Source organism: Streptomyces sp. ML-6 (assembly GCF_030116705.1).
GTDB lineage: Bacteria > Actinomycetota > Actinomycetes > Streptomycetales > Streptomycetaceae > Streptomyces.
In genome coordinates, this window is the sequence record NZ_JAOTIK010000001.1 from 4,335,474 (window position 1) to 4,360,977 (window position 25,504).

The following is a 25,504-nucleotide window of genomic DNA, read 5'->3' on the forward strand; positions in this document are numbered from 1 at the left end:
TTCGGCGCACGCGGCGCGCCGCGTCGTGCGGTCAGCCCATCAGGGCCAGGAAGCCCGCCACCGTCGCGGCCATCGCCTCGCGGGCGGGGGCGATGTACTTGCGTGGGTCGACGCCGGTGGTGTTCTCGGCCAGGTACGCGCGGACCGCGCCGGTGAACGCGGTGTTCAGGGCCGTGCCCACGTTGATCTTGACCATGCCGGAGGAGGCGACGGCCCGGCGGATCTCCTCGTCCGGGACGCCGCTGGAGCCGTGCAGCACCAGCGGGACCGGGACCGCGTCGCGCAGCCGGCCGATCAGCTCGTGGTCCAGGGCGGCCGTGCGCTCGGTCATGGCGTGCGAGGAGCCGACCGCGACGGCCAGCGCGTCCACGCCGGTGTCGCGGACGTACGCGGCGGCCTCGTCCGGGTCGGTCCGGACGCCGGGGGCGTGGGCGTCGAGCGGGGCCTCGCCCTCCTTGCCGCCGACCTTGCCGAGTTCGGCCTCGATCCAGATGCCGCGCTCGTGGCCCCAGGCCACCGCCTCGGCCGTGGCGCGCACGTTCTCCTCGTACGACAGCTTGGACGCGTCGAACATGACGGAGCCGAAGCCCTCGTCGTGCGCCCGGTGCAGCAGGCCCACGGACTCGACGTGGTCGAGGTGGAGCGCGAGCGGGGCGTCGGAGGCGCGGGCGACGGCGGCGGCCGCGGCGGCTATGGCGGAGAGCCGTCCGCCGTGGAACTTCACGGCGTTCTCGGAGATCTGCAGGACGGCGGGCGCCCCGGCGCGCTCCGCGCCGGCCGCGATGGCCTCGGCGTGCTCCAGCGTGATGACGTTGAAGGCGGCGATCCCGCGTCCCTCGGCCTGGGCGGCGGAGACGAGTTCACCGGTGCTGACGAGCGGCATGCTGACCTCTTGGTGCTTCTTCGGACCCCCGCTCGGGGCGGCGGGTCCGGGACGGGCGCGGCCCTGTCAGGCCGCTGGTGCGTGTTCCTCGATGACGACGCACGGCAGCAGCTCCTCGTACGCCGCGCGGTCGAAATCACCGGCCGTCGGGGCGAGCACGGTCGCCGTCGACAGTGCCACCGCCCGCCGCAGCCGGTCCGGCCAGTCCAGCCCCTCGACGAGGCCGGACAGCAGTCCGGCCACCGCGGAGTCGCCCGCGCCGGTCGGGTTGCCCAGGACCTTGGCGGGCGGCATCGCCCGCCAGATCCCGTCGGGGGTGACCGCCAGCACGCCGTCCGGGCCCAGCGAGGCGATGACCCCGTGCGCGCCCCGGCGGCGGGCGTCGTGGGTGGCGCGCAGCGGATCGCGGGAGCCGGTGAGCTGGGCCAGTTCCTCGGCGTTCGGCTTGATCAGGTCGGGGCGGGCGGCGATGCCGCGGCGCAGCGGTTCGCCGCTGGTGTCCAGGAGCACCGGGACACCGGCGGCGCGGGCCGGGCGGACCAGTTCGGCGTAGGCGCCGACGTGGATGCCGGGCGGCAGGCTGCCGCAGAGCGCGACGGCGTCGGCCCCGGCGAGGAGCTCCTCGTACCGGTCGAGGAAGGCGGTCCACTCGTCGGCGGTGATGAGCGGGCCGGGCTCGTTGAGCTGGGTGGTGTCGCCGGTGGCCCGGTCGACGACGGCGATCGTGCGACGGGTGTTCCCGGCGACGGTGACGAGGGCGTCGGTGATCGGCGCGGGGGCGGGTTCCGGAGCGGTTCCCGGGACGGTTCCGGGGGTGCTTCCCGGAGCCGGGATGGGGCCGGGGTCCGGGGCGCCGGCCGGGGCGGACCCGTGCGGCGGCAGCCCGGCCAGCAGCTCGCGCAGCACGGCCCCGGTGGAGCCGCCGGCGAAACCGGTGACCGTGGTTTCGTGGCCGAGGGCGGACAGCACCCGGGCCACGTTGAGTCCCTTGCCGCCGGGGCGCTCGGAGATGTCGCCGACGCGGTGACTGGCGTGCGGGACGAGCTTGGGGACGTCGTACGTCAGGTCGAGTGCCGTATTCAGTGTGACCGTCAGGATCACCGCGGCCGCTCCCCCGATCCCTGTCCGAGCGCGAAACCGTGGATGGTATGCGCTTTCTGGCTGTTTCTCAGGCGATCATGCCAAAGAGGGGGCGGTCGGCCCAGACCCCCGGACCAACCGCCGTCTCTTCGTTACGTACCCCCGGGGCCAGGCCGTCACGCCCCCCGGGGCCCGCTTGCCACACGCCCGAGGCCCGGTTGCCCCACGCCCCGGGGCCGTCGGACGGATCAGCCGAGCGTGGGCTCGACGATCCACTCACCCTTGCGCATGACGCCCTTGAGCGCGAAGTCCGCGTCCAGGACCACCAGGTCGGCGTCCTTGCCCGGCTCCAGCGAGCCGACCCGGTCGTACACGCCGAGCAGCCGTGCCGGGTTGGCGGAGATGGACTCCACGACGTCGCCGACCGGGATCCGGTCGATGGTCACGGCCCGGTGGAACGCGGTGTCCAGGGTGAGCGTGGAGCCCGCGATCGAGTTGCCCTCGACCAGCCGTGCCACGCCGTCCTTGACCTCGACCGCGAGCGGGCCGAGCTGGTACCGGCCGTCGCCGAAGCCGGCCGCGTCCATCGCATCGGTGATCAGTGCGACGCGGTGCGCGCCCGCGTGGTGGTAGGCCAGCTCCAGGGCGGCGGGGTGCAGGTGCGTGCCGTCGTTGATCAGCTCGACGGTGACCCGCTCGTCCTCCAGGAGGGCGGCGATCGGGCCGGGGTCGCGGTGGGCGAGCGGCGGCATGGCGTTGAACAGGTGCGTGGCGACGGTGGCGCCGGCGTCGATCGCCTCGACGGTCTGCTCGTACGTGGCGTCGGTGTGGCCGATGGCCGCGATCACGCCGTGCTCGGCGAGCAGCCGCACCGAGTCGATGCCGCCCGGGAGTTCGGTGGCGAGGGTGAACATCCGCGCGGTGCCGCGGGCCGCGTCCATCAGCTTGCGGACCTCGGCCGGGTCCGGGTGGCGCAGCAGGTCCTCGCTGTGCGCGCCCTTGCGGCACGGCGAGATGAACGGACCCTCGAAGTGGATGCCGGCCAGGTCGCCCTGCTCGACCAGCTCGGACAGGACGCCGGCCCGGTGGGCGAGGAAGTCCATCTCGCCGGTGACCGTGGAGGCGACCAGGGTGGTGGTGCCGTGCTCGCGGTGGGTGCGGATGCCGGTGAGGACCTCGTCCACGGTGCCGGAGGTGAAGGACGCGCCGCCACCGCCGTGGTTGTGCATGTCGACGAAGCCGGGAACCACCCAGTGGCCGCTCAGGTCGAGGGTGGGGGCGTCCGGTGCCGCGCTGCCCGCGATCCGGGTGCCTTCGACGATCACCCGGCCGTTCTCGACGGTCCCGGTGGGAAGCACCACCCGGGCACCTGCGAGAACCGTGCTGTCTGCGCGTGCGGCCATCAGACGGATACCTCCGTGGAGAGAAGATCCCAGGCGAGCAGCCCTGCGCCCAGGCATCCGGCGGTGTCCCCGAGGGCCGCCGGGACGATGTGGGGCAGCTTCTGGAACGTGACCCGTTCCTCGACGGCCGCACGGAGTGGTGTGAACAGGGTTTCCCCGGCCTCGGCGAGGCCGCCACCGATGATGAGCGTGGTCGGGTCGAGCAGCGTCAGCGCGGTGACCAGCCCGGCGGCGAGCGCGTCGACCGCGTCGCGCCAGACCGCCTCGGCCGCGGGGTCGCCGGACTCGACGGCCTTCGCGCAGTCCGCGGCGTCCGCCTCCGGATCGCCGGACGCGGCGGCCCAGGCGCGGCTGACGGCGGCGGCGGAGGCCAGGGTCTCCAGGCAGCCGCGCTGACCGCAGCCGCAGTCCGGACCGTCCGGGCGGACCACGATGTGCCCGATCTCGCCCGCGTATCCGTGCGCGCCCGCCTCGATCGTGCCCGCGATGCCGATGGCCCCGGCGATGCCGGTGCCCAGCGGCACGAAGAGGAAGCGGTCGGCGTCCTTGCCCGCGCCGATCCGGCCCTCGGCGAGTCCGCCGGTGCGCACGTCGTGGCCGAGTGCGACGGGCAGACCGCCGAGCCGTTCGCCGAGCAGCTGCCGCATGGGCACGTCGCGCCAGCCCAGGTTGGCGGCATAGACCGCGACCCCGTTGTCGGCGTCGACGATGCCGGGCACGGCGACACCGGCCGCGACGGCACTCTCGCCGAAGTGCTCCTCGCCGTACGCCCGCAGGTCCGCGGCGAAGGAGAGGATCGACTCCACGACGGCGTCGGCGCCGCGCTTCCTGTCCGTCGCCCGCCGCGCCTCGTGCAGCAGGGCGCCGTCGGCCCCGACCAGTGCGGCCTTCATTCCGGTGCCGCCCACATCGAGGGCGATGACGTGTTTCACGGGAAACAGTTTCGCCCGAGGAACCAAAAAGGTCTAGTCCACTATCCCAGTTTGTTGCGTGTCCATACAAAATCGCGACCACGCCATTGCCACCTCTTGGGGCGAGGCCCGGGGACGCGTCAGGACGTGTCGGGACGCCCCGGTACGCGTCGGTACGGTCCGGGGTGCCCCGTGACGGGTCAGGACGAAAGGATCACGCTGCGCGTGAGGTGGCGCGGCCGGTCCGGGTCGTACCCCTTCGACTCCGCCAGCTCGACCGCCAGCCGCTGCGCCCGGATCAGATCGGCCATCGGGTCGGCCGAGGGGTGCGCGACCAGCGTGCCGCCCACCCGGGCCACGTCACCGGCGAGCCCCTCCGGCAGTCGGCCGAACACCCAGGCCACCCGGTGCGGCCCGGTGATCGAGATCGGGCCGTGGCGGTACTCCATCGCCGGGTACGACTCGGTCCAGGCGCCGGCCGCCTCGCGCATCTTCAGCCCGGCCTCCTGCGCCAGTCCGTACGTCCAGCCGCGCCCCAGGAACGTCCACTGCTCGGCCGAGACGACCGCCTCGTCCAGCGGCTCGGTCACCGCCAGTTCCGCGTCCACCGCGGCGGCGGCCACCGTCTTCACCCCGGCCGGAAGCGGACCCGACGCCTCCAGGCCGGCCCGCAGGAAGGCCAGCGCGGTGGTGGCGAACCGGGTCTGGACCACCGAGTCCTCGTCCGCCCAGTCCAGTACGGCCACCGCGTCGGCGGCGCCCATGACCGGGGTGCCCGGATCGGCGGTCAGCGCGACCGTGACGACCCTGCCGCGCAGCTCGCCCAGCAGCTCCAGCACCTCGGTCGTCGTACCGGAACGGGTGATCGCCACCACCCGGTCGTACGGCCGCCCGACCGGGAACTCCGAGGAGGGGTACGCGTCCGTCTCGCCCTGCCCGGCCGCCTCGCGCAGCGCCGCGTAGGCGATGGCCATGAACCAGGAGGTGCCGCAGCCGGTGACCGCGACGCGCTCGCCCGGCCGCGGCAGCCCGTCGAACACCGCCCCCGCCTTCGCGGCGCGCCGCCAGCAGTCGGGCTGGGTGGCGATTTCTGATGCGGTACGCGACATGCGGAACGGCTCCTTGGGGTGTGGGAGGTGACGGCGTGCGATGTGACGTCGTGTCATGCGGCGGCGTGTGATGCGACGGTGCGGGCGGTACGGCGTGGCGTTCGGAACGGGGGCGGCCCCGACCCGTGCCTGAGCCCCCGCCCGCGCCCGTGCCCGGGAGAAGACGCCCGCACCCGAACTTACTTAGCAGTAGGCCCAGTTCGAGAGCAATGCCCCGCAGGGGCGCCCGGCACACCTGTCTGGATATGTTGCGAAAGCGATACCGACTTTGGTGTAGACCTCCGACGATCTCCTGGGGCAGGATCGCAGCTCATTCGGGACCCCACGACGGCGTGGCCGACGCGGACGACGCTATGGATGAGGACGGTCTGGGCTGTGCGGTTGCGCTACCGGATACTGACCGCGGTCGTGACCGCGCTGGGCATGACGGCGACCCTGGCGGGCTGCGGGGGCGGGGGTGGCAGCGGCTCGGAGGACGTCACCCTCAAGATCGTCGCGGCCGACTACGGCACCGGCCCGGCCAACAGTTCCGAGAAGTACTGGAACAAGATCGTGAAGGGCTTCGAGGCGAGCCACCCCGGCATCAGGGTGGACGTCAGCGTCCGCCCCTGGAAGGCCATCGACCGCGAGGTCGCCGAGATGGTGAAGAAGGGGCGGGCCCCCGACATCGCCCAGATCGCCTCCTACGCCGACTACGCCAGGGCGGGCAAGCTCTACCGGGCCGACGAGATGCTCTCCATCCGGGCCCAGGCCAACTTCCTGCCGCGCCTGGCCGAGGCGGGCAGCGTGGACCGCACCCAGTACGGGCTGCCGTTCGTCGCCAGCACCCGGCTGCTCTTCTACAACAAGAAGCTCTTCGCGCAGGCGGGCCTCGACGCCCCGCGGACCTGGGACGACATCCGCGCCGACGCGGCGGTGCTCGGGCAGCGCGGGGTGACCTACCCGTTCGCCCTGCCGCTCGGCCAGGAGGAGGCCCAGGCCGAGACCATGATGTGGCTGCTCGGCGGGGAGGGCGGCTACCTCGACGACAGCGGCTCGTACGACATCGACTCGACCGAGAACGCCGAGACCCTCGAATGGCTGAAAACGAATCTGGTCGGCCCGGGCCTCGTCGGCCCCGTCGCCCCCGGGAAACTCGACCGGGCGAAGGCGTTCACCGCGTTCACCAACGGCGAGGTCGGCATGCTGAACGGCCATCCCACGCTGATGCAGGAGGCCGGGCGCAAGGGCGTCTCCGTCGGCATGGTGCCGATGCCCGGCGCCGACGGCCCCGCCAGGGGCTCGCTGGGCGTGGCCGACTGGATCATGGGCTTCAAGCAGAACGGCCACCGCGCGGAACTGGGCAAGTTCTTCGACTACCTGTTCACCGACAAGAACGTCATCGACTTCGCCGACGCGTACGACATGCTCCCCACCACCGACAGCGCCTCGGCGGCCATGGAGTCCGACCCCGCGTACAAGCCGCTGTGGAAGTTCCTGGCCGCGCTGCCGGAATCGGAGTTCTACCCGTACGGCAAGACCTCCTGGGCCCGGACCAGCGAGTCGATCAAGGAGAACATCGGCAGGGCGGTCGAACCGGCCGACAGCCCCGGGAGCGTGCTGGGACGGATCGCGCGCGATGCGGCCGCGGCGGAGCGCGCGAAGTAGGGCCGCACCCCGGGGGCGGGGCTTCCGGGGCCCGCCCTCGGCAGGTGGCGGTCCGCCGGACGGGCGTTATGTTGGCTGATATGACCGCCCCCACGCATGGCCCCGACGACCCGGACGGACTCTCCGACAGGGACCGCGCCGTGCTCGCCGTCGAACGGCAGTCGTGGGCGGGCCCCGGCGCGAAGGAGCGGGCCATCCGCGAGCAGCTCGGCATCTCGCCCACGCGCTACTACCAGCTGCTGAACGCACTCCTCGACGACCGCCGTGCCCTGGAGGAGGACCCGGTGACGGTGAACCGCCTGCGCCGGGTGCGCGACGCGCGCCGGGACCGCCGCTGAAACACGTTTCCGAGGGCAGCGCCCCCCGGGGCTTTTCGGCCGGACCGCGACCCCGGCCGGATGGGACTTCCGGAACATGCCTCGGGCGTGTCCCGAAAGCCCTGGCCGGACGGGGCTTCCGGAACACGCCCCGGGGCTTTTCGGCCGGATCGGGGAGCGGCGCCGTCCGGAACGCCGCAACGGGTCCGGCCCCGCGCCCCGGCTTATAGGCTCGCCCCATGGGCAGCAACCCGGAAGAACGCGCACCCGCATCCGCGCCGAGCGAGACCCCGTCCCAGCTCCCGACCCCCGCCACCGCACCGGGCCGGGAGGCTCTCGCCGCGATCCTCGCGCGCCCCGACCGCGCCGTCGTCGCCCTCGACTTCGACGGCACCCTCGCCGACATCGTGCCCGACCCGGAACAGGCCCGCGCCCACCCCGGCGCCGTCCCCGCCCTGGCCGCGCTCGCCCCCAAGGTGGCCTCCGTCGCCGTGATCACCGGCCGCCCGGCCGGGGTCGCGGTCCGGCACGGCGGCTTCGCAGGGGTCTCCGGCCTCGACCATCTCGTCGTCCTCGGCCACTACGGCGCCGAACGCTGGGACGCCGTCACCGGCACCGTCCACGCCCCGGCCCCGCACCCCGGCCTCGCCGCGGTCCGCGCCGAACTCCCCGGCGTGCTGGACCGGGCCGGCTCCTGGCACGGCACCTGGACCGAGGAGAAGGGGCGGGCGATCGCCGTCCACACCCGCCGCGCCTCCGACCCGCAGGCCGCGTTCGAGGCCCTGCGCGCCCCCCTGGGCGAGCTGGCCGCCCGGCACGGACTCGTCGTGGAGCCCGGCAAGCTCGTCCTGGAGCTGCGCCCGCCGGGCGTGGACAAGGGCGTCGCGCTCGCCCGGTACGTACGGGAGACGAACGCCGGGTCCGTCCTGTACGCGGGCGACGACCTCGGCGACCTCGCGGCGTACGCGGCGGTGGAGAAGCTCCGTGCCGCGGGCCCCGACGGCGTCCCGGGTCTGCTGGTGTGCAGCGGCGGCGCGGAGGTGCCGGAACTGGCGGACCGGGCCGACCTGCGCCTGGCCGGCCCGGCCGCGGTCGTCGGTTTCCTGGCGGCCCTGGCCGAGCACATCTGAGCCGACCGGGACTTGTACAGCCGGACTCGCGTGGTCAGTACTGCACGACCGGCCCCGCACGACCCGGCCCGCCCGGTCGAGGGGCCGCAGGCCCTCAACCCCGCCGCAACGCGTCCAGCTGGTCCAGGAACCACTGCTGCGGCGGCAGCGCGACCGCCGCCGCGGCCAGCCGTTCCGTGCGCGCGGCCCGCTCGTCCTCCGCCATCGTCAGCGCCTCGTGCAGCGCCGCCGCCGTGGCGGAGACGTCGTACGGATTCACCACCACCGCGTCGCCGCCCAGCTCCTCGTACGCCCCCGCCTCCCGCGACAGCACCAGCGCGCAGCCGTGGTCGGAGACCACCGGGATCTCCTTGGCGACCAGGTTCATGCCGTCGCGGATCGGGTTGACGAGCGCCACGTCGGCCAGCCGGTACGCGGCGAGCGAGCGGGCGAAGTCGTCCTTGACGTGCAGCACCACCGGCGTCCAGCCCGCCGTGCCGTACACGGCGTTGATCTCCTCGGCGACCCGCCGCACCTCGTCCGTGTAGTCCCGGTACACCGCGAGGTCCTGCCGGGAGGGGTACGCGAACGCCACGTGGACCACCCGCTCGCGCCACTCGGGGCGGTCGTCGAGGAGCGCCCGGTAGGCGAGCAGGCCGCGCACGATGTTCTTGGAGAGCTCCGTCCGGTCCACCCGTACGATCGTCCTCCGGCCGGGGCCCGCCTGCTCGCGCAGCGCCGCCATCCGCTCGTCCACGTCCGCCTCGTGCGCGCGGCGGCGCAGGAAGTCCGCGTCCGCGCCGAGGCCGTGCACCCCGACCTCGGTCCGGCCGGTGCCGCCCACGATCCGGGTGCAGCAGTCGGTGAACGCGTCGGCCCAGCGCCGGGTCAGGAAGGCGGCCCGGTCCGCGCCCAGGATGCCGCGCAGCAACTGCTCGGCGATGTCGTCGGGCAGCAGCCGGAAGTAGTCGACCGGCGCCCACGGGGTGTGCGAGAAGTGCCCGATCCGCAGGTCGGGGCGGAGCGTGCGGAGCATGCCGGGCACCAGCGCCAGGTGGTAGTCCTGCACCAGCACCGCCGCCCCCTGCCCCGCCTCCTCGGCGAGCGCCTCGGCGAAGGCCCGGTTGTAGGTCTCGAACGAGGCCCACTGCCGGCGGAACTCCGCGTCGAAGACCGGCTCCAGCGGGGTCTGGTACAGCATGTGGTGGACGAACCAGAGCACCGAGTTCGCGATGCCGTTGTACGCGTCCGCGTGGACGTCCGCGTCGATGTCGAGCATCCGCACGCCCGGCTCGCCGACCCCGCGCCGGACCGCCTCCCGGTCCCCGTCGCCGAGCGCGGCGCACACCCACAGCTTGTCCTCGACGGCGCTGAGCCCGGAGACCAGGCCCCCGCCGCCCCGTCTCGCGTCGAGCGATCCGTCCGTCTCCAGGGTGTACGAGACCGGCCCGCGGTTGGACGCGACGAGGACCTGGGCGGAAGGCCGGGTGGAGGGCTGGGCAGTGGGCTGGGCTTCGTGATCGGAGGCCATGTTGCGGAATCTAGCCCGATCACGAACCGCCCAAACGTGCGAAGTCGGGCCGGTTCAGGCCGCGCGGCGCGAAACGTACTCCTCGATCTCGCGCATCGGGGGCCGCTCCTCGGTGTCCACGGCGTGGGTGCGCGGCACGAAGCCGTCCGGGCCCCGCTCGAACTGGGTGAGCGCGGGGCGCACCAAGTGACCGCGGGACAGCCGAAGTTGGGCGGTCCGGTAGATCGCCGCCGCCATCCGGCCCAGCGCCTGCCCGTCCTGGTGCCGGTGCCTGCGCACCCCCACGTCCACCTGGGCCAGCGCGTCCAGCCCCACCGTGTGCAGCGCGTCCACCAGCAGCCCCAGCTCCACCCCGTAGCCCACGGGGAACGGCAGCTGTTCGAGCAGGGACCGGCGCACGGCGTACTCGCCGCCCAGCGGCTGGACGAAACCGGCCAGCTGCGGCCAGTGCAGATTGAGCAGCGGGCGGGCCACCAGCTCGGTCACCCGGCCCCCCTGGGCCGCCGCCCCGCCGGTGCCGTCCCCGAACGGGCGGTCGTACATCGCCTTCACGAACTGCACGTCCGGATCGGTCAGCAGCGGGCCGACGATGCCGGAGACGAAGTCCGCCGAGAAGTCCTTCAGGTCGGCGTCGACGAAGCAGACGATGTCGCCGCCGGTGACCAGGAGGGAGCGCCACAGCACCTCTCCCTTGCCGGGCACGGCCGGTATCCGGGGGAGTATCGCGTCACGGTGCACCACCCGGGCGCCGGCCTCCCGGGCCACCTCGGAGGTGGCGTCCGTGGAACCGGAGTCGATCACCACGAGCTCGTCGACCAGGGGGACCTTCTCCATCAGCTCGCGCCGGATCGTCGTGACGATGTCGCCGACCGTCGCCTCCTCGTCGAGCGCGGGCAGCACCACGCTCACGCTTCCGCGGCGCGGGTCCCCGGCCTTGGCGGCCAGCAGGCGCTCCAACGGACGGTCGGCGGCCGACCAGGAACGCCCGGTCAGCCAGCGTTCGACCTCTTCCAGCACGGTCGATACTCCCTGTTGTGTGATCCATCTCGCGGTTCGGACTGCTGTCTCGACAGCCTGGTGCTTCGGTTACAGTCTTGAACAACGCGGATGACCGTCGCATGTCGGGGTCCATCTGCCAATAAACGCCCGGATCGAAGATCCGGTGCCAAAGAGCTCATCCAGAGGGACTGAGGGAACGGCCCGTTGAAGTCCCGGCAACCCTCCTGCCGGCCGCGAGGACCCGGTGGGGAAGGTGCCAATTCCGTCTTGTGGCGAAGCGCGTCACAAGGAAGATGAGGAGAAAGGGCCTCCGCCATCATGGCTGTGCAGACTGTTGCAGCGAACACCGAATCCTCCGTCGACCTCGGCCCCGCCGCGTCGCTCTCCTGCCGCGAGTGCAAGGAGCGTTTCGACCTCGGCCCCATCTTCGCCTGCGCGTCCTGTTTCGGGCCGCTCGAAGTGGCGTACGACCTGCCGAGCGGTTCCCCCGAGGAGCTGAGGAAGCGCATCGAGGCCGGCCCGAACAACATCTGGCGCTACGCGCCGCTGCTGCCGGTCCCCGCGGACGTCGCGGACAAGCCCAACCTCAACCCCGGCTTCACCAAGCTGGTCAAGGCCGACAACCTCGCCCGCGAGCTGGGCGTCACCGGCGGCCTGTACGTCAAGGACGACTCCGGCAACCCGACGCACTCCTTCAAGGACCGGGTCGTCGCGATCGCCGTCGAGGCCGCCCGCGCCTTCGGCTTCACCACCCTGTCCTGCTCCTCCACCGGCAACCTCGCCGGCGCGGTGGGCGCCGCCGCCGCCCGCGCGGGCTTCCGTTCCTGCGTGTTCATCCCGCACGACCTGGAGCAGGGCAAGGTCGTCATGGCCGCGGTGTACGGCGGTGAGCTGGTCGGCATCGAGGGCAACTACGACGACGTCAACCGCTTCTGCTCGGAGCTCATCGGCGACCCGCTCGGCGAGGGCTGGGGCTTCGTCAACGTCAACCTGCGCCCGTACTACGGCGAGGGCTCCAAGACCCTGGCGTACGAGATCTGCGAGCAGCTCGGCTGGCGGCTGCCGGACCAGATCGTCATCCCGATCGCGTCCGGATCGCAGCTCACGAAGATCGACAAGGGGCTCCAGGAGCTGATCCGGCTCGGTCTCGTCGAGGACAGGCCGTACAAGATCTTCGGCGCCCAGGCCGAGGGCTGCTCCCCGGTCTCCACCGCCTTCAAGGCCGGTCACGACGTCGTACGGCCGCAGAAGCCGAACACCATCGCCAAGTCCCTGGCCATCGGCAACCCGGCCGACGGCCCGTACGTCCTGGACATCGCCCGCCGCACCGGCGGCGCGGTGGAGGACGTGAACGACGAGCAGGTGGTCGACGCCATCGAGCTGCTGGCCCGCACCGAGGGGATCTTCGCGGAGACGGCGGGCGGGGTGACGGTCGGCGTGACGAAGAAGCTCATCGAGGCCGGGGTCCTCGACCCGACGCTGACCACCGTCGTCCTCAACACGGGCGACGGCCTCAAGACCCTCGACGCGGTGGCCGCCACCTCGCAGGCGACCGCGACGATTCGCCCCAGCCTGGACGCGTTCCGCGCCGCGGGCCTCGCCACCAGCTGACCACCCGAGACTTCAGGAAGGGCACCCGACCATGAGCGTGAACGTCCGCATCCCCACCATTCTCCGCACCTACACGGGCGGCCGGGCCGAGGTCCCGGCGGAGGGCACGACCCTCTCCCAGGTCATCGAGTCCCTGGAGAAGGACCACCCGGGCATCGCCGCCCGCGTCCTGGACGACCAGGGCAAGCTGCGCCGATTCGTGAACGTGTACGTCAACGACGACGACGTGCGCTTCGAGAGCGGTCTGGAGACGGCCACCCCGGACGGCGCCGGCATCTCGATCATCCCGGCCGTCGCGGGCGGCTGCTGACGGCTCGTCGGGGAGCCTCCCGAATCACCCGAACGGAATTGCCCTCTCCGGTTTCAAACCTCTCCGGGTTTGAAACGGAGGGGGCAATTCTGCATGGTTGAGCGCGGTAGAGTGTGGGAAGTCCCCCCAGCTGCCCGCGGCGCCTGCATATGAGAATGCGCCGCGACCGACAAGATGCAGCCAAAGTGCTTGAACTCCTTGCGTCATAAGTCGCCTTTGTCTGGCCCGACTTGCCCTGGAATCTCTCCAATTCCGCATATTCGGGCGTTCGGCGCTGTCGAGAATTCTCGTCCGATTGACCTGTTGCAGAGGGCAGTTGGGCAGATACATTCAGCCGCGGTCGACGCGTTCCGGCGCACGCACCCTCTCCTGTCGGAGGGTGGGTTCTGACCCGGGACCGCGAAGTGCGGCCCCGCGCAAGGGCCAGTAATAGGGGAGTTAGGCATGGCTCAGGGCACCGTCAAGTGGTTCAACGCGGAGAAGGGGTACGGCTTCATCGCGGTCGACGGTGGTGCGGATGTTTTCGTCCACTACAGCGCGATCCAGATGGACGGGTACCGCACCCTCGAAGAGGGTCAGCGAGTTGAGTTCGAGATCTCGCAGGGCCAGAAGGGGCCCCAGGCGGACATGGTCAAGCTCGCCGTCGGCTGAGTACGGCGCGGTCGACCGACGACACCACTCACGCACGGAGGTCCGTACCCCCAGGGGTACGGACCTCCGTGCGTTCCGGCGCGCCCGCCGTGGCCGGACCTTCGCCGGGGGCGCTTGCACTCTCCATGGTCGAGTGCTAATTATTGGCGTTAGCACTCTCCAGGTGAGAGTGACAGAACTTGGATCGGGCCGGTGAGGCCCGCAGGCCGGCGGGGCAAGGAACCACCGGTCACGCAGGCCGTCCGTCGCGGGCGCCTCCCGGTCCGGAGAAATCCACCCCTGTCCGGGAGGACCACTTCACATGGCCAAGATCATCGCGTTCGACGAGGAGGCCCGGCGCGGTCTCGAGCGCGGCATGAACCAGCTCGCCGACGCCGTCAAGGTCACCCTTGGCCCCAAGGGTCGCAACGTCGTCCTTGAGAAGAAGTGGGGCGCCCCCACGATCACCAACGATGGTGTTTCCATCGCCAAGGAGATCGAGCTGGAGGACCCGTACGAGAAGATCGGTGCGGAGCTGGTCAAGGAGGTCGCCAAGAAGACGGACGACGTCGCCGGCGACGGTACGACCACCGCCACCGTTCTGGCCCAGGCGCTCGTCCGCGAGGGCCTGCGCAACGTCGCCGCGGGTGCCAACCCGATGGCCCTCAAGCGGGGCATCGAGAAGGCCGTCGAGGCCGTCTCCGCCGCCCTCCTGGAGCAGGCGAAGGACGTCGAGACCAAGGAGCAGATCGCTTCCACGGCCTCCATCTCCGCCGCCGACACCCAGATCGGCGAGCTCATCGCCGAGGCCATGGACAAGGTCGGCAAGGAAGGCGTCATCACCGTCGAGGAGTCCCAGACCTTCGGTCTGGAGCTGGAGCTCACCGAGGGCATGCGCTTCGACAAGGGCTACATCTCGGCGTACTTCGCCACCGACATGGAGCGCATGGAGTCGTCCCTCGACGACCCGTACATCCTGATCGTGAACTCCAAGGTCAGCAACGTGAAGGACCTCCTTCCGCTGCTGGAGAAGGTCATGCAGTCCGGCAAGCCGCTGCTGATCATCGCCGAGGACGTCGAGGGCGAGGCCCTGTCGACCCTGGTCGTCAACAAGATCCGCGGCACCTTCAAGTCCGTTGCCGTCAAGGCCCCGGGCTTCGGTGACCGCCGCAAGGCCATGCTCGGCGACATCGCCATCCTCACCGGTGGCACGGTCATCTCCGAGGAGGTCGGCCTCAAGCTGGAGAACGCCGGTCTCGACCTGCTCGGCCGCGCCCGCAAGGTCGTCATCACCAAGGACGAGACGACGATCGTCGACGGTGCCGGTGACAGCGACCAGGTCCAGGGCCGCGTCAACCAGATCCGCGCCGAGATCGAGAACAGCGACTCGGACTACGACCGCGAGAAGCTCCAGGAGCGCCTCGCGAAGCTGGCCGGCGGCGTGGCCGTCATCAAGGCCGGTGCCGCGACCGAGGTCGAGCTCAAGGAGCGCAAGCACCGCATCGAGGACGCGGTGCGCAACGCCAAGGCCGCCGTCGAGGAGGGCATCGTCGCCGGTGGTGGCGTGGCCCTGCTCCAGGCCTCGGCCGTCTTCGAGAAGCTGGAGCTCTCGGGTGACGAGGCGACCGGCGCCAACGCCGTGAAGCTGGCCCTGGAGGCCCCGCTGAAGCAGATCGCCGTCAACGGTGGTCTCGAGGGCGGCGTCGTCGTCGAGAAGGTGCGCAACCTGGCCGTCGGCCACGGTCTGAACGCCGCGACCGGCGAGTACGTCGACATGATCGCCGAGGGCATCCTCGACCCGGCGAAGGTCACGCGCTCCGCCCTGCAGAACGCCGCGTCCATCGCCGCGCTGTTCCTCACCACCGAGGCCGTCATCGCCGACAAGCCGGAGAAGGCCGCCGCGGCCGCTCCGGGCGGCATGCCGGGCGGTGACATGGACTTCTGATCCTGACGGATCGGCAGTTCTCGCACAGCTGTGCCGCGTCGGCCCCCGGACCCCTGGTCCGGGGGCCGACGCCGTTCCCGGTTCCCCGGCGCTTCCGTCCGCGGCGTCCGCCCGCTCGAAGAGCCGCCCGTCCGTTACGGGAGCCGGTCGAGCGGCCGGGTGGAGAGTTCCTCCGTCACGAGGGCGTGGCCCTCGTTGCGGGAGGCGAGCTCGGACTCGTCCGGTCCGCCGGCTCAGGAGGCGGTCGGCTCGATCTCCCCCGCGAAGACGATGACCTGGTCGATGAGGCTCCGTCGCAGGTGGACGACGTCCGTTCCCGCCAGGCGGGGGCCTCCATCAGGCGTGGTGAAGACCCACTGGTACCGGGCCCATTCGCCGGGCATGTCCACCGCTGAGCAGCGCACCATCGTGCCGGTCCCCGCCGGGTGGCGCCGGATGTCCAGCACGAACCGCTCGACCTCCGCGATTCCTTCGCTGCGACCCAACGGTCCCCAGAAGACCACGTCCGAGGTCAGGGCCTGGGAGAGCAGGGCGGTCACGTAGCTGTCGTCCGAGGCGTTGAACGCGGAGATGAACATGTCGATCGCGGAGCGTGCGGTCTCTTCATGCATACCCCAGTAATACCAGCCGTTTCGTGTGTGCTCGTCCCATGAGCCGCCTTCCGATCACGGTGAACCATCCCGGTCACAGCGCTAGGGGAGCCGGTCGAGCAGCCAGGTGGACAGTTCCTCCGTCACGAGGGCGTGGCCCTCGTTGCGGGAGGCGAGCCGGAACTCGTCCAGCCCGCTGCTCTCGTACGGGAGCCGGGAGATGTCCCGGTACAGCTCGTCGTCCGTGTCCAGGTCGCCGACGTCCACCGCGCTGACGGACGGCACGAAGCAGTGCGAGCGGATGCGCACGTCGGTCTTGAGGCCGAGCGGGGCGGCGAGCGCGTTGAGCCCGTCGGCGAGGATGCCGAACCCTTCCAGTGAGCCGCCGGGCGCCCCGTCGATGGGCGGCAGCCCCGCCGTACGGACCTCATGGGTCCGCTCCGTCACCACCCGCAGCCGCGCGACGCGTTCGTCGTCGCCGGGGGACTGGGTGTAGAGCCTGGTGCCCGCGATCGCCGCCCCCCTGCCCTCCAGGGCCAGTTCGCCCGCCCGCACATCGGTGCCGATGCCGTCGGCCGCCCCGTTGGCGACCCCGATCAGCCGCGGTCTGCGCGGCCATTCGCCGACCGCCCGCATCTCGGCGAGGAACGCGGTGCGCGCCGCGCTCCGCTCCGGTGCGCCGTCCCACTCCCCGATGTGCCGCCACAGCAGCTGACGGGCGGCCGGGCTGTTGATCTGGTCGGAGAACCGGCTGTCGAGGTTTTTGATGTAGTGCGCGAACGCCTGGAGCGCGAGCGGAATCCAGGCGCCGCGGTGCGGGCTGTCGTACGAGAAGTACAGCCCGGTCCGGTGGTCGACGTCCCGGCTCTCCATCGCGGCCAGCGCGTGCCGGGTGATCAGCCCGCCCGTGCCGAACCCGCCGACGGCCAGCGGGGTGCGGCCCCGCCGTTCCGCGGCGGTGCGCAGGATCGCGGCCTGCGCGGTCGTGGAGTTGTCCGGAATCGGCGCGCCGCGTTCGCGGAAGCCGAGGAGGACGACGTCCCGGCCGCGGCGGCGCAGCTCGCTGATGAGCGGGTAGTCGCCGAACTCCATGGTCTCCCAGGCGGACACCAGCTCGCTGGGCCCCGTGCCGAAGCCGTCGGCGACCAGCACGGGCCGTACGAGCGCCTTGTTCCCCTCGCCGAGGTAGACCCGGGCGGAACCACCCGGCAGATCCCACACGGCACTGGGCCGCAGGGGGAGGGAACTGTGCGGTTCGGCGTCGAGGCGGGGGCCGGGGACCAGGGCGATGGGGGGCCTGTTCTGGAGCCCCGAGGCGATCTGCTCGTGGGACGGTTCGGACATGGGTCGTTCCCCTTTGGGCTGGTTCGTCACAACACGTGCAAAGCGGAGCACGCAGGGTGGCGATCCGGTCGGGGAAGCGGTTCAAACCACCCCCAGGTGGGAGCCGGTTTGAGCCATGGGGAGGGATGCCGAGGAGGGGGAGGGGAGAGGGGGAAGGGAGCGGAGAGGGGCTGGGGAGTTGTCGCCGGGCGTGCCGGAGGGGACGGGAGACCCGGCCCTTTTCCGGCACGCCCGGCGGTGGGGGTGGGGGGTGATCGGCGGCTCGGTTGCGACGGTGGCTCGGTCGCGGCGGGTGTTCAGCTGTGGCGGGTGTTCAGCTGTGGTGGGTGTTCAGCCGGGGCGGGGACTCGGGTGCGGTGGGGACTCAGTCGCGGCGGGGGCCGATGACGGTGTCGCCCTCGTGCACGGTGATCGCCAGGGCCGGACAGATGTCGGCGGCGTCCAGAACCCGTTCGTCCGGCTCGATCCCGTCGGTCCGGGCCCGGGCGCGCTCGTCGTCCAGGGCGAACACCTCGGGGACGGTTCCCGCGCACATGCCCGATCCCTGGCACAGCCCCCGGTCGACGCGTACGTTCCAGCTCATCGTCGTCTCACCACCCGATCGGCATGACGCGCGGCCCGCGCACCAGCATCTCGGACTTCCACGTCACGTCGGCGGCCAGGTGCAGGCCGGGGAAGCGGGTGATGAGCGCGGACAGCGCCTCCTGGAGTTCCAGCCGGGCCAGCGGGGCGCCCAGGCAGTGATGGACGCCGTGGCCGAAGCCGAGGTGCTGGTTGCCCTCGCGGGTGATGTCGAGCACGCCCGGGGCCGTGAACCGCAGCGCGTCGCGGTTGGCCGCGCCAACGGCGACCAGGACCGGGCTGCCCGCCCGGACGAGGGTTCCGCCCACCTCGACGTCCTCGACGGCGTAACGGGGCTGGCCGGCCCCGCTGCCCAGCGGCACGAAGCGCAGCAGCTCCTCCACCGCGTTCGGGACGAGTTCGGGTTCGGCCCTGAGCCGGGCCAGCTGCTCCGGGTGGTCGAGCAGGGTGAGGACGAAGTTGGGGATCTGGGAGGCGGTGGTCTCGTGTCCCGCCACGAGGATGCCGGTGCACAGGTCGACGAGTTCGAGCTCGGAGAGCCGGTCGCCGCCGTCGCGGGCCTCGATCAGGGCCGTCATCAGGTCGTCCTGCGGCTCGCGGCGGTGCCGCTCGATCAACCCGGCCATGTAGGCGCGCAGTTCGGCGCGGCTGGCCTCGAACTCCTCCGCCGTGAGGGAACTGGTCGACAGCGCGTCGTCGCTCCACACCCGGAAGCGCGGCCGGTCCTCGGTGGGCACGCCCAGCATCCGGCAGATCACCGCCACCGGCAGCGGCAGCGCGAACAGGTCCACCAGGTCCGCCGGCTGCCCGGCCGCCTCCATGTCGTCGAGGAGGCTCGCGGTCAGCTCCCGCACCTGGGGGCGCAGCTTCTCGACCTGCCGGACCGTGAACGCCTTCGCGACCAGGGAGCGCAGCCGGGTGTGGTCCGGCGGGTCCATGCCGAGGATCCCGCCCTCGAGCCGGCCCTCGGACTGCCGGGGCTCGTCGTGCGAGGCGGCGAGGGCCCGGCTGAAGCGCTGGTCGCCGAGGACGAGCCGGGCGTCGGCGTAACGGGTGACGAGCCAGGCCGGTTCGCCGTACGGCATCTGGACCCGTAACAGTCCCGGCCGGTCGCGTACGCGCTCGTACTCCTCGGCGAGCAGGAGTCCCTCGGCGGTGTTGAAGGGGTAGGCGAGGGGTGCGGCATCTGCTGTGGTCACTGCGGGTCTCCCAGGGGTGAACAGTCGTGCAGGCGGCTGCGTGGACAGCCGTGCAAGCAGCCGTACAAGCAGCCGTGCAAATGGCTGTGCGGACGGCCGCGCGAACGGCTATGTAAGCAGCTGCTTACAAACGTAGGAGCGATCCTTCCGGGCAGTCAACGATGCTTTACGGCCGTTATCCTGACGGACCGTTCGAGAGGAAATCCACCATGACGCCCGTCCCCGCACCGCCCTCCGGAGAGCGTCGCCGGGACTCCGCGGCCACCCGCCGGCGGCTGCTGGAAGCCGCTCGCGACCTGTTCGCGGAGCGGGGCTACGAAGCGACGACGGTACGGAGCATCGCCGAGCGCGCCGGGGTGAACCAGGCCCTGCTCTTCCGCTACTTCGGCTCGAAACAGGGTTTGCTCACGGAAGTCGTCGCGCAGGGGGACCTCGAACGGTTGCGCGCGACCCCGCCCGAGGAGCTCTTCGAGACGGCCCTGCGCTCGATGCTGACCCGCAGCGCGGGCGGTACGGAGGACCGCTCCCTGGAGGTCTACCTGCGTTCCGTGGGCCGGGGCAACGAGGCGGCCGGAACCCTGCGGGAGCTGGGCGAGGAGTACCAGAGCGCCCTGGCCGGGCTGTCCGGCACCGAGGACGGCGCCCTGCGCGCGGATCTCGCCGTGGCCTGGCTGCTCGGCATCGGCCTGATGCGGACGGTCGTTGCCCGCGAGCCGCTCGCCGGCGCCGATCCGGACGACGTCTGCCGGCTCGTGCTCGGCACGCTCGACCACCTCTGGTCCGCGCCTGCACCCGAGCACGGGGACGGAGCCGGGGACGGCACGGCGTGAGGGACGGCCGGGCGGGGACGGTACAACAGGAAGGGGCGGCCCGGCTCCGTGCCGTGCCGCCCCGTGACTCCGGTGGGTTGTCGGCCCCGCTCAGCGGTGCTCGCGCTCGAAGGCGGCGAAGGCCGCCTCCTGGCGCCATTGGGCCGCCGCCTTGGGGTTCTCCGCGAGGTAATGGGCGCACCGCGGGCTCGGGCGGGCGTCGCCGGGGCGGCTGCCTCGGCACACGGGGACCGGGCGGTACTCGGACCGGGCGCGCTCGGCGGTCCACAGGCTGCGGCCGTCGTTGAACGCGTACTCCAAGGAGGCGCGGGCCAGGTCCTTCAGCTCGGTGTAGGCCAGGTCGTACGTCCGGGCCGCGTACTGGTACTCGTGGCTGATGTCGATCCGCGAGACCCCCGGATCGTCGGTGGCCAGGACCACCGGGACGCCGTAGCTGCGGTAGGCGTTGAACGGGTGGTCGTCGCCCGCGATGCCGAGGATCTGCTTGTTGCTGCTGAACGGCACCTCGACCGCGACGTTGCGCCGCGCCATCGTCCGCGCGAGCTGCTGCCAGTTGTCCTCGTGGACCAGATCCACGCCGTGCCCGATGCGTTCGGCCCCGGCGACGAGGACGGCCTCCCGGATGTGGAAGGTCAGGTCCTCCGGCTTGACCAGCCCGGGCGCCAGCTCACCGGCGTGCAGGGTGAGGTGGGATTCCGGGTACTGGCCGCGCAGGTACTTCAGCATCCGCATCTGGAGGCTGTAGTTGTCCAGCGAGCTCTGCCAGTCCTCGGGCTGGACGAGGTTGACCGCGACGAAACGCGGGTCGCGCTCGGCCAGCCGCATGCCGACCGCCATCTGCGTGAACACCCGGGCCGGGGTGCTGCCCCGGGACACCTGGGAGATCCACTTGACGGGCAGCCGGCAGCCCGGGGCGGGGCGGGAGGTGTCGCAGTGTGCGGCCTCCCGGAACTGCACGTCCGTGTCGTCGGCCTCCTGGATGGCCTCGTCCACCACCCGGTCGAGCTTCCCGTCGGCCACGAGCTTGCGGTGGAAGGCCGCCAGGTCGGCGTCGTAACCCACCTGTGCGGCCAGCGCGTTCGCGCTCTCCGACGCGGGTGTGACCAGCGTTTCCAAGTAGAACTGGTTGTTCTTGACGACGGTGTCGGCCACGTTCGCGAGCATCTTGCCGCGGGTGTACCAGGTCGCCATGCCGAACTTGTCGAAGGTGTCGAAGAAGTGGTCGTGCCCGGACTCGCCCGGCGGGAAGTCCTGCATGGACCAGGCCCGGATGATCTGCTGCCGGAACGCGGCATCGGTCCTGGCTTCCGAGGCGGGCCGTTTGCCGGGTCCGCACGGCGGCGCGACGGCCTTCATCGACGCGTCGATGCACAGCCCCTGCTCGGCCGCGAGCTCGATCAGGTACTCCGTCGTGACGGCACCCGAGAGGTGATTGTGCAGGTCACCCCCCTTGGGCAGGGCGGTGAAGAACTCCTTCAGCCGCTCCGGCCTGTTCCGGAGCGAGTCCAGGTGAGCGGAGGTCCTGCGTTCGGCCGGGGTCACCGGTCGGTGCGCGGCCTGCGCGACGGGCCGCGGCGCGGGATCCCCCGCCGGGGCGGCGGCGGCCGGGAGTGCCGGGAGCAGGGACAGCGTGGCGAGTGCGGCGAGCCCGGCCGGGAGCAGTGACTTGGGACGGTGTGTTGTCCGGAGTGTTGGAATCACGGCCGAATGATTGCGTTCGGCGAAGGAGTTTGGTGCCCGGACCACATATACGGGCCGGAACGTCCACTCGATCGGGTGGGCAACGGTCATGCGGAGCAATCGGCTGCCCGATGACTGCTAATGAAGCGACCCGGACCCGTCCGACCGCGACTTGTGGCCGGTGGGTGCCCCGGTGCCGACGCACGGGTCTGATGGGCCGGCTCCGCCCCCGCCGCCTCGGCCGACGGGGACCGCCGTGCTAGGCGTTCTTGAGGTCGGCGACGAACGAGGTCCAGGCGGCGGCCCGGAACACCAGTGTCGGCCCCTCGCCCACCTTGGAGTCGCGCACCGGGACGATGCCGGGGTGGTCGTCGGAAACTTCGAGGCAGTCCCCGCCCCTGCCCCCGCTGTACGTGGACTTCCGCCAGGTCGCGACTTCGAGGCAGTCTCCGCCGCTTCGGCGAAGTGGTCCGGGTACTTCGACTTCTTCAGGGCGGCGCAGTTGCGTACGAAGAACGTGTCCGTTTTCAGGACTTCGTCGAGCCGCCGGGCCTGGTCCTCCTGCATGCGGCGGGTGCCGGACTCCAGCTGGCCGATGAAAGAGCCGCTCACGAACAGTTCGAGACCCAGCTGGTCCTGCGAGAGGCCCGCCTTTTCCCTGCGGTGACGGAGTTCGGCGCCGAGCAGGGCACGCGGCGAGGAGGAGGGACCGAGTTTTTGGGCCCCGGCATGACAACTCCCTGTGACGCATGTGCGGTTGTTGGGACTGCGCCTCTTCCAGGCCATCGCCGCGTTGGACACGCTGGGTATGCATTCCCATTACTCAGCGTGGAAAGGAATGGATCATGGTGATGATCGAACGCCGCAAGGCGACGGAGAGCAGAGTGCGGGCGGCGGAGGACGCGGTGGCGCGGCTGAAGGAGAGTTTCTCGGGGGTCGGGATCACCTTGCCCTCGCTGCGGATCGACCCGGTGACGTGCGCGGGGACCGAGCCGGAGGCGCCCTTGGTGGACCTCGGGCGGTGCAATCTCGACACGGCGCTGCGGCTGAGCGCGGTGCTGGAGGCGCGGGGAATGGCCGGCCATGAGCGGTGAGGGGGGCGAGGGGTGCGCGCCGGAGCCGGGGTCGTTCGCGGTGGACACCCGGGACGGCCGGGTGGGGCGCGTGATGGGACGCGTCGGTCCGTACGTGCAGCTGCGGGCGCCGGGCGGCGGGCCCGAGTGGGACTGCCCGCCGGACTCGGTGCGCGCCGCGCCGCTGGGCGAGGTGCTGCGGGCCCGGGTGAGGGAGGTCAACCGGGAGGGGCGATTGCCATGACGGCGGTGGGGTCACTGCGTGGACCACATGATCGTGGGACGCTGGTGGGAACGGCGTACCGCCGCGCAACCGTCGACCCACACTCCTCTGACAGGCCGCAGAAGAAGGGACCCGCGATGACTGCCGCGATGGTCGAGAACGACCATGCCTCTGAAGGCCGCCCGTGGGACTACCTGCTCCAGACGTGGCGTGAACTGGACGTGCCCGAGGGATGGCGCGCCGAGATCGACGAAGGGCAGATCGCCTTGGTACCGCCGCCGCATGCGCACCACAACAGCATTGCCGCCAAAGTGCAGCGCAGGCTCTACCGGGACTTGCCCGAGGAATTGGAGGTCTACCAGGCCCTCGGCGTCCACGTGGCCCCGCTCGACAAGCTCTATGTGCCGGATCTGGTGGTCATGCCTTCGGAGTTCGTCGACGGTGCCGACCCTGAGGCCAGCGATCCGATGGATGCGTCGGAAGCGCTGCTCGTCGTCGAGATCACCTCGAAGGGCAACGCCCGGGACGACCGGACGAAGAAGTACCGGGCCTACACGCGTGCGGGTGTGCCGATGTACCTGCTGATCGACCGGTTCGACACGCACGGTGCGATGGCCACGCTGTTCACGGAGCCGAACGAGGACGGGACGTACAAGCGCTCCGACCGGGTGCCGTTCGGGAAGCCGCTCACCCTGCCGGAGCCGTTCGGCACGACGATCCTCACGGAGGAGTTCCCGGTCTGAACGGGTGGGCGTGGGCGTGCGTGGATGAGGGGTGGTGCCCGGTTGGCCCGGTACCACCCCTCATCCGTGGGTGGCCGGGTGCCGGAGGTCAGATCCCGGCCGGTTCCTTCGGCGGGTTGTCGGGGCCGGTGGTCGGGGATGCCGGAGACGCCGGGGAGCCCGTCGCCGTGACGGGGGAGGCCGCCGGTTCCCGGGAGACGTCGAACTCAGCCCGCAGGTCCTTGCCGAAGCCGAAGAAGTACGTGGCGAGGAACCCGGTGAGGTAGCCGACCAGCAGGCCGCCCGCGTAGATCGCGACCGTGGTGCCGAGGCCGTGGTTGCCGTCGAGGAGGGGGAACAGGGCCCAGCCGGACGGGCCGATGGCGGTGGAACCGATCTTGTCGCCGAGCTGGTTGAACAGTCCGACGAAGCCGCCGCCGAACGCGCCGCCCACGCACGCCGTGACGAACGGGCGGCCGAGCGGGAGGCTGACGCCGTAGATCAGGGGCTCGCCCACACCCAGCAGACCTGCGGGCAGGGCGGACCTGATGGTGCGGCGGATCGACTCGTTGTGGGGGAGGCGGAAGTGGATCGCGACCGCCGCGCCGACCTGGCCGGCGCCCGCCATGGCGAGGATCGGGAGCAGGACGGTGTGGCCCTGCTGCTCGATCAGGGTGGTGTGGATCGGGATGAGCGCCTGGTGCAGGCCCAGCATCACCAGGGGCAGGAAGAGCCCGCCGAGCACGAAGCCCGCGCCCGCCCCGCCGTTGGAGAGCAGCCGGTCGGCGAACGTGCCGATGGCGGTGGAGATCCCACCGGCCACGTACATCAGGCCGAAGACCGTCACCAGGCCGGGAACCAGGACCGTGAGCGTCGGGGTGACCAGTACGTCCAGTGCCTCGGGAACCCGGCGGCGGCACCACTTCTCCACGTACACCGCGAGCACCGCCGCGCCGAGTGCGCCGAGCACACCGCCCTGGCCGGGGGAGAGCTTCCGGCCGAACGCCTCGATGTCGGAGACGCCCGGGAACACGATGATCGCGGCGACCGCACCGCCCAGGACCGGTGTCCCGCCGAACTCCTTCGCCGTGTTGAAACCGACGAACACGGCGATCAGCGCCATGAAGCCGGACGCCATCGCGGCCAGGGCGGGCGTGACGGAGGTCAGCCAACCCAGGTTCACCAGCAGGCCGTTGAGGCCGGCGATGATGCCGCAGCCGATGAGCGCCGGGATCAGCGGGACGAAGATATTCGCGATCCTGCGCAGGAGCAGCTTGAACGGGGTGGCGTTCTTCGCCTTCCGCGCCGCCTTCATCGCGGCGCCCCGGGCGGCCGGCTCCTCCGCCGAGGCGGAGGGAGCGGCGGGGGAAGGGGTTCCGGTTGGTGGGGCGGCGGTCGGAGGGGCCTCGGCCGGTGGGGCGCCGGTGGCCGGTGGGATCTCGGTGGCCGGTGGGGCGTCGGGCGGGGCGGCGGGGCCGGGTCCGGACGCCCCGGCCTCCGCCACCAGCCGCTCGAACTCCGGCGTGACCCGGGCGACCGTGCCCGGGCCGAGGACGATCTGGTACGTGTCGTCCTCGACCACCCCCATGACGGCGGGTAACGCCTTCAGGGCCTCGTCGTCGACGAGCGAGCGGTCGTGCAGGCCCAGCCGGAGCCGGGTCATGCAGTGGGCGATGGAGCCGACATTCGCGGCGCCACCGACGAGGGGGAGGATCGCGGCGGCGGTGGCGCGGTTCTTGTCCTGTGTTGCCATGGTGCACGGGCCTTGCTGTGGGG

The 25,504-nt window shown here is 71.6% G+C and carries 25 protein-coding genes, 1 pseudogene and 1 riboswitch; of the genes and pseudogenes, 11 read left to right on the forward strand and 15 right to left on the reverse strand.

The window, feature by feature from the left end:
* Positions 1-31 precede the first annotated feature (31 nt).
* From OCT49_RS19255 to OCT49_RS19275, 5 genes are all read right to left on the reverse strand, one after another.
* Positions 32-883, reverse strand: a complete 852-nt coding sequence (locus OCT49_RS19255; RefSeq protein ID WP_283853098.1) for a class II fructose-bisphosphate aldolase — start codon at positions 881-883, stop codon at positions 32-34.
* Between the two features lie 66 nt (positions 884-949).
* Positions 950-1,984, reverse strand: a complete 1,035-nt coding sequence (locus OCT49_RS19260) for a 1-phosphofructokinase family hexose kinase (RefSeq protein WP_283853099.1) — start codon at positions 1,982-1,984, stop codon at positions 950-952.
* 227 nt (positions 1,985-2,211) lie between these two features.
* The gene (nagA, locus tag OCT49_RS19265; RefSeq protein ID WP_283853100.1) at positions 2,212-3,366 is read right to left on the reverse strand and encodes an N-acetylglucosamine-6-phosphate deacetylase; all 1,155 of its coding nucleotides are present in this window, start codon (positions 3,364-3,366) and stop codon (positions 2,212-2,214) included.
* Positions 3,366-4,298 (reverse strand): ROK family protein, encoded by a 933-nt coding sequence (locus tag OCT49_RS19270; protein ID WP_502963395.1) that lies wholly within the window; start codon positions 4,296-4,298, stop codon positions 3,366-3,368. Before OCT49_RS19270 ends, nagA begins: the two co-directional genes overlap by 1 nt.
* A 179-nt stretch (positions 4,299-4,477) precedes the next feature.
* Positions 4,478-5,386 (reverse strand): SIS domain-containing protein, encoded by a 909-nt coding sequence (locus OCT49_RS19275; protein WP_283853101.1) that lies wholly within the window; start codon positions 5,384-5,386, stop codon positions 4,478-4,480.
* A 357-nt stretch (positions 5,387-5,743) separates the two neighbouring features.
* Between OCT49_RS19275 and OCT49_RS19280 the strand changes: the two genes are divergently transcribed.
* From OCT49_RS19280 to otsB, 3 genes are all read left to right on the forward strand, one after another.
* On the forward strand, positions 5,744-7,033 hold the full coding sequence (locus OCT49_RS19280; protein ID WP_283853102.1) for an ABC transporter substrate-binding protein: 1,290 nt from the start codon (positions 5,744-5,746) through the stop codon (positions 7,031-7,033).
* Positions 7,034-7,113: 80 nt separating this feature from the next.
* On the forward strand, positions 7,114-7,371 hold the full coding sequence (locus OCT49_RS19285; protein ID WP_283853103.1) for a DUF3263 domain-containing protein: 258 nt from the start codon (positions 7,114-7,116) through the stop codon (positions 7,369-7,371).
* 218 nt (positions 7,372-7,589) lie between these two features.
* Positions 7,590-8,480 carry a trehalose-phosphatase gene (otsB, locus tag OCT49_RS19290; protein WP_283853104.1) on the forward strand — a complete coding sequence of 297 codons (891 nt, stop codon included), beginning with the start codon at positions 7,590-7,592 and terminating at the stop codon, positions 8,478-8,480.
* 94 nt (positions 8,481-8,574) lie between these two features.
* On the opposite strand, the gene OCT49_RS19295 is transcribed toward otsB, so the two are convergent.
* Positions 8,575-9,990 (reverse strand): alpha,alpha-trehalose-phosphate synthase (UDP-forming), encoded by a 1,416-nt coding sequence (locus tag OCT49_RS19295; RefSeq protein WP_283853105.1) that lies wholly within the window; start codon positions 9,988-9,990, stop codon positions 8,575-8,577.
* Between the two features lie 54 nt (positions 9,991-10,044).
* Positions 10,045-11,007: a glucosyl-3-phosphoglycerate synthase gene (locus OCT49_RS19300; RefSeq protein WP_283853106.1), complete on the reverse strand. Its 963-nt coding sequence runs from the start codon at positions 11,005-11,007 to the stop codon at positions 10,045-10,047.
* A gap of 154 nt (positions 11,008-11,161) precedes the next feature.
* A riboswitch (SAM riboswitch) is annotated at positions 11,162-11,289 on the forward strand.
* 18 nt (positions 11,290-11,307) lie between these two features.
* Between OCT49_RS19300 and thrC the strand changes: the two genes are divergently transcribed.
* From thrC to groL, 4 genes are all read left to right on the forward strand, one after another.
* Positions 11,308-12,600, forward strand: a complete 1,293-nt coding sequence (gene thrC, locus OCT49_RS19305; RefSeq protein ID WP_283853107.1) for a threonine synthase — start codon at positions 11,308-11,310, stop codon at positions 12,598-12,600.
* 31 nt (positions 12,601-12,631) lie between these two features.
* Positions 12,632-12,910 (forward strand): MoaD/ThiS family protein, encoded by a 279-nt coding sequence (locus OCT49_RS19310; RefSeq protein ID WP_148837220.1) that lies wholly within the window; start codon positions 12,632-12,634, stop codon positions 12,908-12,910.
* Positions 12,911-13,354: 444 nt separating this feature from the next.
* The gene (locus tag OCT49_RS19315; RefSeq protein WP_003967346.1) at positions 13,355-13,561 is read left to right on the forward strand and encodes a cold-shock protein; all 207 of its coding nucleotides are present in this window, start codon (positions 13,355-13,357) and stop codon (positions 13,559-13,561) included.
* Between the two features lie 301 nt (positions 13,562-13,862).
* Positions 13,863-15,485 carry a chaperonin GroEL gene (groL, locus tag OCT49_RS19320; protein WP_072487928.1) on the forward strand — a complete coding sequence of 541 codons (1,623 nt, stop codon included), beginning with the start codon at positions 13,863-13,865 and terminating at the stop codon, positions 15,483-15,485.
* A gap of 233 nt (positions 15,486-15,718) precedes the next feature.
* Here the strand turns inward: groL and OCT49_RS19325 are convergent, their stop codons facing one another.
* From OCT49_RS19325 to OCT49_RS19340, 4 genes are all read right to left on the reverse strand, one after another.
* On the reverse strand, positions 15,719-16,096 hold the full coding sequence (locus tag OCT49_RS19325) for a nuclear transport factor 2 family protein (protein ID WP_283853108.1): 378 nt from the start codon (positions 16,094-16,096) through the stop codon (positions 15,719-15,721).
* Between the two features lie 81 nt (positions 16,097-16,177).
* Positions 16,178-17,419 carry a hypothetical protein gene (locus OCT49_RS19330; protein WP_283853109.1) on the reverse strand — a complete coding sequence of 414 codons (1,242 nt, stop codon included), beginning with the start codon at positions 17,417-17,419 and terminating at the stop codon, positions 16,178-16,180.
* A 364-nt stretch (positions 17,420-17,783) separates the two neighbouring features.
* Positions 17,784-18,002 carry a ferredoxin gene (locus OCT49_RS19335; RefSeq protein WP_283853110.1) on the reverse strand — a complete coding sequence of 73 codons (219 nt, stop codon included), beginning with the start codon at positions 18,000-18,002 and terminating at the stop codon, positions 17,784-17,786.
* 7 nt (positions 18,003-18,009) lie between these two features.
* Positions 18,010-19,200, reverse strand: coding sequence for a cytochrome P450 (locus tag OCT49_RS19340; RefSeq protein ID WP_283853111.1), 1,191 nt, complete (start codon positions 19,198-19,200; stop codon positions 18,010-18,012).
* Positions 19,201-19,409: 209 nt separating this feature from the next.
* Here OCT49_RS19340 and OCT49_RS19345 point away from each other — a divergent pair, with 209 nt between their 5' ends.
* Positions 19,410-20,030, forward strand: a complete 621-nt coding sequence (locus OCT49_RS19345; protein ID WP_283853112.1) for a TetR/AcrR family transcriptional regulator — start codon at positions 19,410-19,412, stop codon at positions 20,028-20,030.
* A 90-nt stretch (positions 20,031-20,120) separates the two neighbouring features.
* Here the strand turns inward: OCT49_RS19345 and OCT49_RS19350 are convergent, their stop codons facing one another.
* The 3 genes and pseudogenes from OCT49_RS19350 to OCT49_RS19360 all read right to left on the reverse strand — a co-directional run.
* On the reverse strand, positions 20,121-21,731 hold the full coding sequence (locus tag OCT49_RS19350) for an adenosine deaminase family protein (protein WP_283853113.1): 1,611 nt from the start codon (positions 21,729-21,731) through the stop codon (positions 20,121-20,123).
* 238 nt (positions 21,732-21,969) lie between these two features.
* Positions 21,970-22,212, reverse strand: coding sequence for a DUF397 domain-containing protein (locus OCT49_RS19355; RefSeq protein ID WP_283855855.1), 243 nt, complete (start codon positions 22,210-22,212; stop codon positions 21,970-21,972).
* Positions 22,143-22,496, reverse strand: a pseudogene (locus OCT49_RS19360) (helix-turn-helix domain-containing protein); the annotation flags it as partial. The gene OCT49_RS19355 and the pseudogene OCT49_RS19360, both read right to left, overlap by 70 nt.
* 59 nt (positions 22,497-22,555) lie before the next feature.
* On the opposite strand from OCT49_RS19360, the gene OCT49_RS19365 reads away from it, so the two are divergent.
* From OCT49_RS19365 to OCT49_RS19375, 3 genes are all read left to right on the forward strand, one after another.
* Complete coding sequence (locus OCT49_RS19365) at positions 22,556-22,804, forward strand: hypothetical protein (protein ID WP_283853114.1); 249 nt, start codon at positions 22,556-22,558, stop codon at positions 22,802-22,804.
* Positions 22,794-23,027, forward strand: a complete 234-nt coding sequence (locus OCT49_RS19370) for a hypothetical protein (RefSeq protein ID WP_283853115.1) — start codon at positions 22,794-22,796, stop codon at positions 23,025-23,027. Before OCT49_RS19365 ends, OCT49_RS19370 begins: the two co-directional genes overlap by 11 nt.
* A 116-nt stretch (positions 23,028-23,143) precedes the next feature.
* Positions 23,144-23,749: a Uma2 family endonuclease gene (locus OCT49_RS19375; protein WP_283853116.1), complete on the forward strand. Its 606-nt coding sequence runs from the start codon at positions 23,144-23,146 to the stop codon at positions 23,747-23,749.
* A gap of 88 nt (positions 23,750-23,837) precedes the next feature.
* Here OCT49_RS19375 and OCT49_RS19380 read toward each other — a convergent pair whose 3' ends face one another.
* The gene (locus OCT49_RS19380; RefSeq protein ID WP_283853117.1) at positions 23,838-25,481 is read right to left on the reverse strand and encodes a PTS transporter subunit EIIC; all 1,644 of its coding nucleotides are present in this window, start codon (positions 25,479-25,481) and stop codon (positions 23,838-23,840) included.
* Positions 25,482-25,504 lie beyond the last annotated feature (23 nt).

Coding starts and splice junctions, on each gene's coding strand:
- OCT49_RS19255 (WP_283853098.1), bottom strand. CDS start 883: ATGCCGCTCGTCAGCACCGGTGAACTCGTCTCCGCCGCCCAGGCCGAG.
- nagA (WP_283853100.1), bottom strand. CDS start 3,366: ATGGCCGCACGCGCAGACAGCACGGTTCTCGCAGGTGCCCGGGTGGTG.
- OCT49_RS19275 (WP_283853101.1), bottom strand. CDS start 5,386: ATGTCGCGTACCGCATCAGAAATCGCCACCCAGCCCGACTGCTGGCGG.
- OCT49_RS19280 (WP_283853102.1), top strand. CDS start 5,744: ATGAGGACGGTCTGGGCTGTGCGGTTGCGCTACCGGATACTGACCGCG.
- OCT49_RS19285 (WP_283853103.1), top strand. CDS start 7,114: ATGACCGCCCCCACGCATGGCCCCGACGACCCGGACGGACTCTCCGAC.
- otsB (WP_283853104.1), top strand. CDS start 7,590: ATGGGCAGCAACCCGGAAGAACGCGCACCCGCATCCGCGCCGAGCGAG.
- OCT49_RS19295 (WP_283853105.1), bottom strand. CDS start 9,990: ATGGCCTCCGATCACGAAGCCCAGCCCACTGCCCAGCCCTCCACCCGG.
- thrC (WP_283853107.1), top strand. CDS start 11,308: ATGGCTGTGCAGACTGTTGCAGCGAACACCGAATCCTCCGTCGACCTC.
- OCT49_RS19310 (WP_148837220.1), top strand. CDS start 12,632: ATGAGCGTGAACGTCCGCATCCCCACCATTCTCCGCACCTACACGGGC.
- OCT49_RS19315 (WP_003967346.1), top strand. CDS start 13,355: ATGGCTCAGGGCACCGTCAAGTGGTTCAACGCGGAGAAGGGGTACGGC.
- groL (WP_072487928.1), top strand. CDS start 13,863: ATGGCCAAGATCATCGCGTTCGACGAGGAGGCCCGGCGCGGTCTCGAG.
- OCT49_RS19325 (WP_283853108.1), bottom strand. CDS start 16,096: ATGCATGAAGAGACCGCACGCTCCGCGATCGACATGTTCATCTCCGCG.
- OCT49_RS19330 (WP_283853109.1), bottom strand. CDS start 17,419: ATGTCCGAACCGTCCCACGAGCAGATCGCCTCGGGGCTCCAGAACAGG.
- OCT49_RS19335 (WP_283853110.1), bottom strand. CDS start 18,002: ATGAGCTGGAACGTACGCGTCGACCGGGGGCTGTGCCAGGGATCGGGC.
- OCT49_RS19345 (WP_283853112.1), top strand. CDS start 19,410: ATGACGCCCGTCCCCGCACCGCCCTCCGGAGAGCGTCGCCGGGACTCC.
- OCT49_RS19365 (WP_283853114.1), top strand. CDS start 22,556: ATGGTGATGATCGAACGCCGCAAGGCGACGGAGAGCAGAGTGCGGGCG.
- OCT49_RS19370 (WP_283853115.1), top strand. CDS start 22,794: ATGAGCGGTGAGGGGGGCGAGGGGTGCGCGCCGGAGCCGGGGTCGTTC.
- OCT49_RS19375 (WP_283853116.1), top strand. CDS start 23,144: ATGACTGCCGCGATGGTCGAGAACGACCATGCCTCTGAAGGCCGCCCG.
- OCT49_RS19380 (WP_283853117.1), bottom strand. CDS start 25,481: ATGGCAACACAGGACAAGAACCGCGCCACCGCCGCCGCGATCCTCCCC.